A 12,319-nucleotide genomic window follows, 5' to 3' on the forward strand; every position below is an offset into this window, starting at 1 on the left:
GTTTTGTTAATAAAAAATTTGCATATTAACGACCATGAATCCTTTTAAAAGAAAAATAGGCGAGATGCTTTGTTAACACCGCCTATTTTGATGCTAGAAAAATATGGTTAGTTCATAACATGTTATCTAATTTTATCCATAACATCTTCATATTTCCGTCATGCCAGTATCTTCGTTTTCTATGAGAACGACTTGTGCGCCCTGTTGTGTGATCCGTCCGCCCGGTTGTGCGATCCGTCCGCCCGGTTGTGCGATCCGTCCATCCTGTTGTACGACCTGTCCGCTCTGTTGTACGATCCATCCCCTCTGTTGTGCGATCCGTTCGCCCGGTTGTGTGTCCCGTCCGCCCTATTGTGCGGCCCGTCCGCCCGGTTGTACGACCTGTCCGCTCTGTTGTACGATCCATCCCCTCTGTTGTACGATCCGTCCGCCCAGTTGTGCGACCTGTCCGCTCTGTTGTACGATCCATCCCCTCTGTTGTGCGATCCGTCCGCCCGGTTGTGCGATTCGTCCATCCTGTTGTACGACCCCTCCAATCTATTGTTCGATCCATCCCACCTGTTGTGCGGCCCATCCGCCCTGTTATGCGACCTGTCCGCCCTGTTATGCGACCTGTCCGGCGGGAACGACTTGTACCATGCGTACGATGCCTACGGCCTGTCGGCTCTTGATATAAAAACTCCCCTAGCCCTTCTGCTTCAAGTACGTCTACAGCATTTTTAATGTCATCATGAGTATAAACGCTCATTTTTTAACCTCCTAATACCATGTTCATTGTTAGAAAAGATAGTCATCTATCTTTACCTGATAATAATCTACGTTATTTTCCTTTATGCTGATTTAGACACTTGTCTGTTTTTTATAAAAATAGGATAAATGCCTACAGTAACAGGAGCCTTACCATTCACATAGGATTTATTGAACATGGTCAGAAAGGTGGAGATGATAGATGTCAACCAGTCAGCTTCCTCTGTTTGCGATTTATATCCACCCTGATGATTTGCGGGAGCTGCGCCGCGACATTTGGAACGATGAACTTGTTCCTGCCACGCTTACATTTCATAAGAAAAAATTTCATATCGATATAAGCTATCGCGGCTCACACATTCGAAAATTTAAGAAAAAATCCTATTTTATCACGTTTTATAAACCTTATTTCTTTCATGGAGCTCATGAACTCCACTTGAACGCGGAATATAAAGATCCTTCTCTCATGAGAAATAAACTTTCCTTCGATTTTTTCTCGGCACTTGGCGTCCTTTCTCCTTCCTCCCAACACGTTCTTTTATCCATCAATGGAAAACATGAGGGAATTTATCTTCAATTAGAATCGGTGGATGAATTTTTCTTAAAAAAACGTCAATTGCCAATAGGGCCCATTTTTTACGCGGTTGATGATGACGCTAATTTTTCGCTGATTAGTTCGTTTGACAAGGCCCCTAAAACGTCTTTAGATGCGGGCTATGAAAGGAAGCTGGGAACTCAAGAGGATCACCGATACCTGGAGGAATTCATTTTCCAAATAAATACGACACCAAAATATGAGTACGAATCTGTCATAACAAAGATTTTGGACGTAAATAAATATTTACGCTGGCTCACAGGCGTTGTTTGCACGCAAAATTTCGATGGCTTCGTTCACAATTACGCGCTATATCGCAATCCAGATTCCGGTTTATTCGAAATCATTCCTTGGGATTTTGACGCTACTTGGGGAAGGGATATTAATGGAAAACAAATGGATTATGATTACGTACGTATCGAGGGATTTAATACGTTAACCGCTCGATTATTAGATACAGAGCGCTTTCGAAAAATGTATTATGACATCATGAAACATACATTAGATCATGAATTCACCGTGGAGTTTATGAAGCCAAAAGTGGAGCAACTTTATCAGCAATTGCGGCCACATGTCCTCAATGATCCGTATATAAAAGACCGTATGGAACAGTTTGATGATGAACCCGATTGGATTTGCGAGTTCATCGAAAAACGAAACGCTTATTTAAAAAGTCAGTTGTCCGTCCTATTATAAAATGGGCTAAAGTGGAATTTTTTCATGTTGGGCGATTGATGGATAACTTTTGACTAATGGGATACGTATATATGCATTACGAATAACCATTATGGATAAATAACAAGGAGGAACAAATATATGATTAGAAAACAAATGGATAGTCAATCAGTGGAGTCAAATGATTATCTAAAATCGTTAGTGGGCAAAAAAGTAAAAGTATACAGAGGGGGACCAGAATCTTGTGAAGGTAGGCTTTTAGATGTTCAGACCGATTATGTTGCACTAATGCCAGAGCAATCAAACGACAAAGCAAAAAATAACAACGCACAAAATGATAACCCAAAAAACAATAACTCGAAAAACGACAACGCAATTATTTATTATAACTTAAAACATGTCCAGAGCATTAGTGAAAATTTAAAAGCTAATTCTATTGAATCTAACTTACGAAATGTCCAAAACATCGTCCAAAGCATCAATGAAAGTATTTATAGTAATTTAAAACAGGTTCAAAGCATTAGTGAAAATTTAATAGCTAACTTAAAACACGTCCGAAGCATCAGTAAAAATTCAGAAGCTAACGATGTTGAATCTAACTTAAGACATATCCTAAACATCGATGAAAATTCAAAAGCTAACTCTGTTGAATGGTCGATCGATTTTGACGGCCATCCAGAACTGGTATCAGCGAATAACTTTACAGAATTATTAAAAAAATTTATCAGCAGTATGATCAAGGTGAATCAAGGCGGTCCTGAATCTAAAAAAGGAATAGTGCTCGCTGTTGCTGGTAATTATATGGCTCTCTTAACGGAAGACGATGGCATTGTATTTTATAATATAACTCACATCAAAAGTGTAAGTGTACAAAATACGAGCCAAAATATCGATCAAAATATCGATCAAAACACACCTCACAACAATTCCTCTATCCTTAATAATTATTTTAATGCCATCAATCTTGATGACATCCATGCGCAAAGTTTCGATGAGTTATTTGATTATTTTGCTTATAAATGGGTCTCTATTAACCGCGGCGGTCCTGAAGCGGCAGAAGGAATTCTTGTGCAAGAAGAGGGAGAACATTTTACACTGGTAAACAATGATGAAGTCATTCGTATTTACCCTTATCACATTAAAAGCATTAGTATTGGTACAAAAGGCTTTCTCAAACAACAACAAAAGCAAGAACAACAAGAACAACAGCAACAACAAAATAACGAAACTACTGAGAATTCCAACACCAAAGATTGGGTTATGTCAAACAAAGTAGAAGATAATAGCACATCGGACAGAGATGATCATACAAGTCGAAGAAGCTCTTCACAGGAAACCATCGTTGTAGAAGTTGACAGAACATCGGGCAGAGAACAGCGGACAAAAGCAGAAGACGACAGAACATCGGATAGAGAACAGCGGACAAAAGTAGAAAAAGTAGAATATGAAGTCAAATATGACAGAACATCGGGCAGAGAACAGCTTACAAGTCAAAGAAGCTCTCCAAAAGAAAAAATCGTTAAGGAAACAATCGTTAAAACGATTGATTATATTTGGGATCCGAAAAAGTAAATCGTTTCCTATTCCCTACTTTAAAATTGTCGACGTTCATGAATAAAAAGCATCATTTCTCGCCAACAGCTCCTTTTGAATCGCTTCCTTATCATTTTGTTCCTATAATTTCGTAAGAGATTGGAAAATAGTTATATGTGTTGTAATGCCGATTGCCAGTCGTTCTTTGGTGTGAACAAGAAGATCATTGTCTAGTAGATGCACATTTGTGCATCTACTACTTGCTTTTATTCTGTTGAAAGGAGGGAGAAAATGAATAACCTAAATTCTTTAATCGGAAAGCAAGTAGAACTGGAAGTATCCGGAAAAGTTCTGTTGACAGGAATACTTGTCGATGTAGGATTAGATATTATTGTGATTTATAACGGAAAAGAATATTTATATATTCCCCATTTGCACATTCACAACATCAGATTATCTACGAACCCACAGACGGAATTATCGGATGTGATCCCTGAATCACCTTTTGATGAAAATGAGATGATTTCCTATCGGAAAACATTAATCAACGCGAAAGGTCGTTTTGTCGAAATTTATGTGACAGGAAATAAATCGATCCATGGCTATGTTACGGCTATTTTAAATGATTACTTCGTTTTCTACTCACCAGTGTATAAAACGATGTTTATTTCTTTAAATCATCTGAAATGGCTAACCCCTTATCAGACAAACATTACTCCATACACGCTAGGCAATGAAGTGCTGCCAGTAAAACCAACCAACATGCCACTACAAAGGTCATTAGAAGAACAGTTAAAAAAATTTGAGGGACAGTTAGTCGTATTTGATTTAGGCGACCATCCGATGAAAATTGGTTTGCTTAAGCAAGTACAAAACAACATCATTGAACTTGTAACAGCTAGTGGAAAATCCGTATTTTGGAAACTAATACATGTAAAAACGATTCATCTTCCTTAATAAAATAAACTTCCCTCTCTGTAACGCTAAAAGCTCATGTACAGGGGGGAAGTTATTTTGGCGCAAGGTGCGGATGATAAAAAGAGACTGATTTCCTCATTCACTAGATAAAAAACAGCAGTATCTATAGTACAGAGCAGTATCTATAGTACAGAACAAATAAGGTAAACACGATGGCCGGCGGAATGACAACAAACGTAATTTTAATATAAGCAGCTCATGAAATCCTTTTATGATGTTTCTTCAGAATGTGCAGCCACAATAGCGTAGCTAATGTCCCGATCGGTAATAGCAAGGAACCGATATCGCTTCCGATAATTTTAGGCATAGGGAGTGGTCAACTTTTCGACAAAAACTCAATCCGATTGTGGAACGGGTCGCGAAACGAAAACCGCTTCACCCCTGGAATCGGTTTTTCGTCTTTGGTCGGAACGCCATTTTCTTCTAGGTAGCGGCGCACTTCATCGATGTTTTCGACTTCAAATGCAGGATGGCTTTTGCTGTTGTAGCCGTCACGGTCTTCGACGCCGATATGAAGCTCGATATCACCGACTTGGTACCAAAGGCCGCCGTTCGCTTTTAGGGAGTCCGGCTTTTCGATTTCCATAAAACCGAGCAAATCGGTGTAAAAGGCACGCGCCTCATCTTCGGCGCCAAAAGGAATGCAAATTTGCACATGATCCAATCGTTTGACAGGAATCTTCATCCTTCTCCCCCACCTTCAAATGTTTCTTTCATGCGACGCGTAAATAGAAACGCCGCAACAGCGAATAAAAAGATCACCGCTTCGATCAGCCAAACGTTTGTGACAACGTGTGCTTGATATAACGCAGGCGCTGTATCCATCAACGCGTGCAGCAAAATCGCATAGATGACATAACGGAAATTCCGTTTGCGCACGCCAAGCAAAACGAGAAGAGACATCGCGATATGAAATACGAGCGCCAACGCCCGCTCTAACCCACCCAATATATACATGGCAAACGGCGTATGCAAAATTTGATCTTTAATGAGTTCCGCCTGCCCGTCCGGCAATGTCGGGGCGATCGTTTTGTCAAACATTCCGGATTGAATCAAGCTCGCAAGCACCAACGCATTGACTGCTCCAAACACGCCGATCAAAATCGCTTCAATGCCGCCGTGCCCAAGCCCGAACGACAGCCCGTCTTTATATTCATGATGTTTTTTCAGCATCCAGCGAAAGCCGACATAGCGGCCGACTTCTTCAAAGACCCCAGCCGCCAGCGCCGCATACAGGACAAACAGCGCCACGCTATCCGTCCATTTTAATGAGGTTCCGCTCGGGTCAATCATCACCACATGCAGCGCTTTTTCGAGCACCTGCGAAAATAGCAAAAAAATAAGAATGCCGACGCCGAGAGGCTTCCATGACAGCCATTTCTTCTTATGAAAGTAAATGAGCAAACCAAGCGGCACTAAAAGAGACATGACTAACTGTGCAGCCATCCCGGCAATGCTTAACGGGTTTATCATTTGCGTCTACCCTCTCCTATTTATTTCCATACTTTCATCCGCTCGGCCAGCGTCGACGTATGCAATTCCAATTGCGTACCGTCTGGATCAAGAAAGTTGACTGAAAGGCCGCGGCCGCGGCGGGTCGGTTCCCGGACAATCGTCACTTCGTTCGCTTTTAGCTGTTCGACCGCTTCTGCAAAATCCTGTTCATCGATAAAAAATGCCACATGGTCCACGCCGATCTGTGGACGCTGTTTTGCCATGTCCGAACGTTCCTGTAAGCAAATCCACGTGCTTCCCCATTCTAAGTACGCATCCTTCCGGCCACGATGAACGAGCTTCATTCCTAATACATCTACATAAAAACGAAGTGAACGGGCCAAATCTTTCACATTGATGGTCACATGGCTAAATCCTTGCACTTTCATGTGTTCCATTCTCCTAGCTTTTTAGATTCCTTGTTCCAAATTGTTGATATCCACTTATTCATCCTTATGATACCATAAAAGGAAAAAAAGAGCGAATGATTCCCGCTCTTAAACTAGCAAAAAGACGATGCAAATAAGGAGGCCGTTTGGCCATGTTGAGTTTATACATTGGAAATCAAAAACAAACCTCACACCTGAACACTTGACCTGCGGCCATGTGCGTTTATCATATCTTTTAAAATCCTGTCGGCCACGCGGCAAGCAGGCGCTTGCTTTTCTCCCGCTTCGACGTCAACAAGAACTCCAGCGCCTGGCAAAGAAATTTTCTCGTCTCTGCCGGATGGATCACGTCATCGATGAAATGCTTACCGGCTGCTTTATAAGGGGAGCTGTCAAACGACCAATGTTTTAACCGTTCTTGGCGCAGCTCTTTACGGTTTTCCACTTTTTCGAGCTCACGTCCGTAGACAACGTTAATGCCGACTTCCGGGCCGGTGAAATTGATTTCCGCACTCGGCCAAGCAACGACAATATCCGCCCCCATTCCCGGCCCGCACATATTTCCGTAAGCAGCGCCGATGCTTTTGCGAATGACAATGGAGATTTTCGGAACAGTCGACAACGCCAGCGCCTGATTCCAAACCATGATTTTCGTCGCCATTTTCGCTTTTTCCGCTTCCGTGCTGATACGAAAACCCGGCGTATCGTGCAAAAAGATTAGTGGAATGTGATACGAATCGCATAGGCAAATGAATTCCGTCGCCTTTTGGCATTCCTGCGGACCCGGCGCACCGGCGTACTGGCTTGGTTGATTGGCAATGATGCCGACGACATGTCCGTTCATATGGGCCAATGCCGTTATCAAAGCCTTGCCAAACTTTTTCTGATACTCAAAGAACCGGCCGTCATCGACAAGACAGGCGATCATTTTACACATATCATAGACGCGGCTGCTTTTTTCTGGCAAAATCGTAAATACCTCGTCCACCATTCGGTACGGGTCGTCATTCGTTTTTTCCATCGGCGGGCGTTCGTTTCCGTTTTGCGGCATATAGGCGAAAAACGTTTTTAGCTGTTCGATGCACTCTTCTTCTGTCTCACCGTCGGCGTCAATCTGCCCCGTATATTGGTAATGCACGTCCACACCGCCTAATTCTTCCGGCGTCACCCGCTGCCCGTTCGCCAGCTCAAGCATTCTCGGCCCAGCGATCGCCATGCACGTTCCTTTCAGCTGGGTGACAAAATCGCAGCTTACCGCGGTCCATGTCGGGCCGCCGTAGCTATCGCCTAAAATCGCCGCCATCGTCGGCACTTGACGGTGATGGGTAAGCAGCTCGCGCGGAAACAGCTTCTCGCTAATCCCGTCTGATCCCATTCCATCCGGCATCCGCAGTCCGCCGCCTTCATGCAGGAAAAACATCGGCAGGCCATTGCGTACAGCAAACTCATGCATTTTCCTTGACTTGCGGATATGCACATTTCCTTCCGTTCCCGCCAATACCGTTTTATCCCCTGCTATAATAACGGCAGCGCGGCCGTTCACTTTACCGATTCCAGCGACAAGACCGTCCCCATAGCTTTTTTCTTCCATTCCGCTTTGGTCCGATGTATTGAGCTGGCCAAACTCGACAAATGTCCCTGCATCGACCAACATGGCAATCCGCTCTCTTGCCGTCAACAATCCTTTTTCGTGCTGCCTGTTGATTTTGTCCATGCCGCCGCCAAGCAGCGCTCTTTCTTTTCTTGCCAGCAACTCTTGCGTTAAATGGCGAAGATCGCTCATGCTATCTCTCCTGTTCTTTCCTCAATAATTTTCGCAGTACTTTTCCCGATGGCGTCGTTGGCAATTGTTCGATCAGTTCGACATAGCGCGGGTATTTGAAGGCGGCCATATGCGCTTTCGCCCATTCAATAATATCCTGCGCGCCAATCTTTCCTTCATACTCTTCTTTGACAACGACAAACGCCTTCGGTACTTCCCCTTTGACCGGATCAGGCACGCCAATGACCGCGCATTGCTTGATAGCTGGATGCTGGTTCAACAGTGCTTCTACGTCTTCCGGAAAGACACTGTAGCCGGAAACTTTGATCATTTCTTTGAGGCGCCCTTGGAAAAACAAATAGCCATCTTCATCCAAATAGCCAATATCTCCGGTATATACCCATCCGTCTCTTAATGTTTCGTTCGTCGCGTCTTCACGGCGGAAATAGCCTTTAAACACGCCGGGGTTTTTGACGACAATTTCCCCTGATTTTCCGGAATCAAGTTCCGCCTTCGTTTCCGGGTCGACGATGCGGATTTCCGTATCATACGTCGGAATGCCGCACGAACCGAATTTCACTTTTTCCTCCGGCATAAACGTATCGCACGTATGCGTTTCGCTTAAGCCATAAGCAGCTTCGTACAGCAGGCAGCCGCCTGTTGCCTGGGCCCATTTCTCGGCTAATTCTTTTGTCACTTGCAAGCCAAAACTCGTCACTAAATTGCGCTTTAAGCTCGATAAATCGCAGCAGATGCTTTCTGCCGCCTGCAAAATCGCAACGTTCATCGGTGCAATGCTGTACCATGCGGTAATTCGGTATTTCTCGATCGCCTTTATCGTCGCGAGCGGGTCAAACCGTGTAAACAATACGCATGGATTTCCCGTATATACAGGAGTATTTAATCCCATCACCATCCCGGCGATATGGCACAGCGGCGAGTGCGCCATCAGCCGTTCTCTTTCCGTCAGCCGATTGGCGTGCGCTGAAGCGGCGGTTTTAAACAACGCGTTGCCATACGTCAGCATTGCCCCTTTTGGCCGCCCCGTCGTTCCGGACGTGAAAATGATCAGCCCGACATCGTTCCATAAATCTAGTGATGCGGCACCTTCATATGGAGAACAGGTATCCATGATGGAGGCAAAATCATCGGCGCCGTCACAGCGTTGTTTCGGCTGCAGCAGCTCCCCGCAAAGCGGAATATCGCCGTCTTTAGCCGCATAATCCCTGTAGTGGCAAGTGACGATGAAGGACAGCGGAGAAGTTTGCTGCTCGACGTTCTTGACGCGCGCCAATCCTTCTTCGCCAGTCACAATTCCCACTATCGGCACTTCGGCAAAGAAATACGCCAGCTCTGACTCGCGGTACATTGGATTGAGCGGAACGACGATGCCGCCGAGCTGCTGAATGGCAAAGTGGGCAATGATGTACTGTGGGCAGTTTTGCATGTAAAGCGCGACATAGCTTCCTTTGTCCACGCCTTTTTCTTTCAAATAGCGAGCGAAGCGGTGGACATGATCAAGCAGCATCCCCCACGTGATCGTGCGATCGTAAAAAATATAAGCAGGCTCATTTGCCTGATGCAGGCCATGATGGCGCAAATATTCATATAACGTTTTTTCACCTAGCAGATAATGCAATTGTTTTGGCAAGCTGTCCGGCCAGTAAAAATGCGTTTTCTCCATCTTCCCACCATCCTTTTAACATTCTAACCGGTTAGTATGCTGTGATAACAAAAATAGTAAGCGTTTACAAATTTTCGGTTAAACATATGCCTGTTTCCATTTGCTCATCACCACCGCTCGCATGTTTTTTCATTCCTTTGTGCAAGTTAATATTCTGAATATTTTTTTCTATATCATAACCGATTCATGTTCCATAATCAATAAAATAACATTTATGAAACATTCATTTTTAAGGGTTTTACAAGTATTAAATCAACCATTAATCAAATTCATTAGTTTCTATTAAATATGTGGTCAAATTGTGGTCACGCGGTCAAGAAGGTGGAGTCTTACTCCGCCTTCCTTTTTTCAATCCTCCTTCACCGTCAAAATATCATCGTGTGCGTGTTCAAAGAACTCACGCGCCGCCATTACTCCATCGATAAACGATTGCTCACTAACATTTGATATTGCATCGCAATCTTCTAAGAATTAAAGAGACTAATCCACGAAATATGGATAAAAAAGTGCCTACTCAAAGCGAGTAACGGGTTCCGTTTTAAGGTGCAGAAGTGTCATTTGACATGATCAATGACCAGGGCTTTGGAGTGTCAATTGACATGAATCAAGTCTAGTTTCCAATCAAAAATGGCTAATCCGATTTTGGGGTCAGCCATTTTTATAACAATAGGAAAGTTGGGGCGTCCTGGTCATTCTGAATCATTTGGATTCACGATAGCGAAGTGTAAATGATCTTCCCACCTTCCGTTAATCTTCACGTTCTTCTTGGAAAGCCCCTCCTTATGGAATCCTGCCTTCTCCAAAACTCGAATCGACCCGATGTTATGTGGCATGACTCCTGCTTCAATTCTGTGTAACTTGAGAACCTCAAAGGCATAGTCAACAACCAGGCGCACAGCGTCAGTAGTATAGCCATGTCCGTTGTGCGATTGATCTACATAATAGCCTAGCCAACATGTCTGTAAAGGACCACGGACCACTTCAGTCAACTCAATGATGCCAATCAGTTCATCAGTACCGACGAGGAAAATGCCGAACGTGTATTGCTCGTCTCTTTCCATCTTCGCCAAGCTGGTTTGGATTCGATTTAGCTGATATTCCTCCGTATAGAACTCCTCTGTCCTATCGGGCGTATACCGTTGCCAAAATTCTCGGTTTCTACGGTGCATCTCTGTCAACGAACCCACATCTGTATCCTTTAAAAATCGCAAATAGATTTTGTGTCCCACCAATTTCATCTTTCCTCATCCCTTCTTCACATATAAACATATAAACACCACAGGAGTCCTGTGATGGATGGGGTATCTCATCTCATAGAAATTGGCATTAGAAATGGCACTTGAATTGGCATGCAATTGACACTCTCCATAAATTCTTTTCATCTTCTCATCTTCGAGATAGTTCCAACTTTCTCCTGCCAAAGTGAATGACTTTATTTGAAAAGCCTTGTAAGGACAAGGTAACTTTAGAAGCTAAGTTTAGGTGAGTCCTTTGGAGAGAAAGAAGGGCAAAATAATAGGAAATTTTGGTAATGGGGATTTATAGTAGCATTTCTGATGAATGACGGTGTTGATGATATCGAGGAGCACTTCTTCGTCCATCTGAACCAGTTCCAAACAAACAGGACAACGCATTTGCCAACGATTTCGAACACTGAATCCATCACCTCCTCACTATTTCTATATCACATAAATAAAAAAAGCCCTGCCAAACGGCAGAGTTCTAGCTTGTCGACAAAATTGGCGATCTGAAAAGAACCTATGGGCTCTTTAAAGATGGTGTTGATGAAACCATCAATTAATGATTTATTCAGTTTGCGAATCGAGGAAAGGAGATCCAAATGATGAACCAAAGATTTTTTGTTTTCGTTTTTTAGAAAACGCGCCGTCTCCCGAATCTTAACAGAAAAAGAGCAGCGATTAAGAAAAATGGGATAAATCTTCTTCTAAAGCCAGTGCGAAGAAACATTCCTCCCCGTACTGGATCGACCCATTCTATTACTCCTCTATGAACCCATCCATTACGATCGATAACCTCAACCGGTTCTCCCTGATATCTTCCTAAATATTCCACTTTATCCCCTCCTTTCTTACACAGGAGATTTTGGAATAAGAGGTTCATGGACCATTCTCATTCATTTTTTGTGAATAAGGCACCCGATAGGAGATGGAGAATACAGTGATTTTACGTTCATCGATATACTAGATGATAGGCTTACTTTCCATCCATGTTTGTCCAAGCGGATATTTTGAAAAAGGACAGATCATGAACAATCTGCCCTTTTCCTTTTCCATACAATACACGAAACCACCTATTCCGTTTAAATGAGGAATGAAAGAGGATGTTTAATGTCGCCTTGTGGGGATTAATAACCGCCTAGACCCGTACAAGAACATCCTACAATGATAAGCAAGACAAACAGGACAACAATTAAGGCAAAACGGCTCATATATAACACCTCC

At 43.4% G+C, this 12,319-nt stretch carries 11 protein-coding genes and 1 pseudogene; 3 read left to right on the forward strand and 9 right to left on the reverse strand.

What is annotated here, in order from left to right:
* Nucleotides 1-112 precede the first annotated feature (112 nt).
* Nucleotides 113-748 carry a CotG/ExsB N-terminal domain-containing protein gene (locus tag GCA01S_RS20245; protein WP_052510054.1) on the reverse strand — a complete coding sequence of 212 codons (636 nt, stop codon included), beginning with the start codon at nt 746-748 and terminating at the stop codon, nt 113-115.
* Nucleotides 749-949: 201 nt separating this feature from the next.
* On the opposite strand from GCA01S_RS20245, the gene GCA01S_RS16075 reads away from it, so the two are divergent.
* From GCA01S_RS16075 to GCA01S_RS16085, 3 genes are all read left to right on the forward strand, one after another.
* The gene (locus GCA01S_RS16075; protein ID WP_042411424.1) at nt 950-2,038 is read left to right on the forward strand and encodes a CotH kinase family protein; all 1,089 of its coding nucleotides are present in this window, start codon (nt 950-952) and stop codon (nt 2,036-2,038) included.
* Nucleotides 2,039-2,158: 120 nt separating this feature from the next.
* Nucleotides 2,159-3,589, forward strand: a complete 1,431-nt coding sequence (locus GCA01S_RS16080; protein WP_042411426.1) for a hypothetical protein — start codon at nt 2,159-2,161, stop codon at nt 3,587-3,589.
* Nucleotides 3,590-3,841: 252 nt separating this feature from the next.
* Nucleotides 3,842-4,507, forward strand: coding sequence for a hypothetical protein (locus GCA01S_RS16085; protein ID WP_042411429.1), 666 nt, complete (start codon nt 3,842-3,844; stop codon nt 4,505-4,507).
* 124 nt (nt 4,508-4,631) lie between these two features.
* Here GCA01S_RS16085 and GCA01S_RS20250 read toward each other — a convergent pair.
* From GCA01S_RS20250 to GCA01S_RS19585, 8 genes and pseudogenes are all read right to left on the reverse strand, one after another.
* Nucleotides 4,632-4,835: pseudogene (locus GCA01S_RS20250) on the reverse strand (ArsB/NhaD family transporter); the annotation flags it as partial.
* A 9-nt stretch (nt 4,836-4,844) separates the two neighbouring features.
* Nucleotides 4,845-5,213, reverse strand: a complete 369-nt coding sequence (locus GCA01S_RS16090; protein ID WP_017436048.1) for a VOC family protein — start codon at nt 5,211-5,213, stop codon at nt 4,845-4,847.
* Nucleotides 5,210-6,001: a YhfC family intramembrane metalloprotease gene (locus GCA01S_RS16095; RefSeq protein WP_042411432.1), complete on the reverse strand. Its 792-nt coding sequence runs from the start codon at nt 5,999-6,001 to the stop codon at nt 5,210-5,212. Before GCA01S_RS16095 ends, GCA01S_RS16090 begins: the two co-directional genes overlap by 4 nt.
* Before the next feature lie 20 nt (nt 6,002-6,021).
* The gene (locus GCA01S_RS16100) at nt 6,022-6,411 is read right to left on the reverse strand and encodes a VOC family protein (protein WP_042411435.1); all 390 of its coding nucleotides are present in this window, start codon (nt 6,409-6,411) and stop codon (nt 6,022-6,024) included.
* A gap of 235 nt (nt 6,412-6,646) precedes the next feature.
* The gene (locus GCA01S_RS16105) at nt 6,647-8,194 is read right to left on the reverse strand and encodes an acyl-CoA carboxylase subunit beta (RefSeq protein WP_042411438.1); all 1,548 of its coding nucleotides are present in this window, start codon (nt 8,192-8,194) and stop codon (nt 6,647-6,649) included.
* Nucleotide 8,195: 1 nt separating this feature from the next.
* Nucleotides 8,196-9,857 (reverse strand): class I adenylate-forming enzyme family protein, encoded by a 1,662-nt coding sequence (locus GCA01S_RS16110; protein ID WP_042411441.1) that lies wholly within the window; start codon nt 9,855-9,857, stop codon nt 8,196-8,198.
* 689 nt (nt 9,858-10,546) lie between these two features.
* Nucleotides 10,547-11,095 carry a GNAT family N-acetyltransferase gene (locus GCA01S_RS16115; protein WP_042411444.1) on the reverse strand — a complete coding sequence of 183 codons (549 nt, stop codon included), beginning with the start codon at nt 11,093-11,095 and terminating at the stop codon, nt 10,547-10,549.
* 1,127 nt (nt 11,096-12,222) lie between these two features.
* Nucleotides 12,223-12,306 (reverse strand): YjcZ family sporulation protein, encoded by an 84-nt coding sequence (locus GCA01S_RS19585; protein WP_071532941.1) that lies wholly within the window; start codon nt 12,304-12,306, stop codon nt 12,223-12,225.
* Nucleotides 12,307-12,319 lie beyond the last annotated feature (13 nt).

The sequence above is a fragment of the Parageobacillus caldoxylosilyticus NBRC 107762 genome, from assembly GCF_000632715.1.
Taxonomy (GTDB): Bacteria; Bacillota; Bacilli; order Bacillales; family Anoxybacillaceae; genus Saccharococcus; species Saccharococcus caldoxylosilyticus.

Bases quoted from the DNA above. Each gene is read 5' to 3' on its own strand.
- GCA01S_RS20245 (WP_052510054.1), bottom strand. From the start codon at position 748: ATGAGCGTTTATACTCATGATGACATTAAAAATGCTGTAGACGTACTT.
- GCA01S_RS16075 (WP_042411424.1), top strand. From the start codon at position 950: ATGTCAACCAGTCAGCTTCCTCTGTTTGCGATTTATATCCACCCTGAT.
- GCA01S_RS16080 (WP_042411426.1), top strand. From the start codon at position 2,159: ATGATTAGAAAACAAATGGATAGTCAATCAGTGGAGTCAAATGATTAT.
- GCA01S_RS16085 (WP_042411429.1), top strand. From the start codon at position 3,842: ATGAATAACCTAAATTCTTTAATCGGAAAGCAAGTAGAACTGGAAGTA.
- GCA01S_RS16090 (WP_017436048.1), bottom strand. From the start codon at position 5,213: ATGAAGATTCCTGTCAAACGATTGGATCATGTGCAAATTTGCATTCCT.
- GCA01S_RS16095 (WP_042411432.1), bottom strand. From the start codon at position 6,001: ATGATAAACCCGTTAAGCATTGCCGGGATGGCTGCACAGTTAGTCATG.
- GCA01S_RS16100 (WP_042411435.1), bottom strand. From the start codon at position 6,411: ATGAAAGTGCAAGGATTTAGCCATGTGACCATCAATGTGAAAGATTTG.
- GCA01S_RS16105 (WP_042411438.1), bottom strand. From the start codon at position 8,194: ATGAGCGATCTTCGCCATTTAACGCAAGAGTTGCTGGCAAGAAAAGAA.
- GCA01S_RS16110 (WP_042411441.1), bottom strand. From the start codon at position 9,857: ATGGAGAAAACGCATTTTTACTGGCCGGACAGCTTGCCAAAACAATTG.
- GCA01S_RS16115 (WP_042411444.1), bottom strand. From the start codon at position 11,095: ATGAAATTGGTGGGACACAAAATCTATTTGCGATTTTTAAAGGATACA.
- GCA01S_RS19585 (WP_071532941.1), bottom strand. From the start codon at position 12,306: ATGAGCCGTTTTGCCTTAATTGTTGTCCTGTTTGTCTTGCTTATCATT.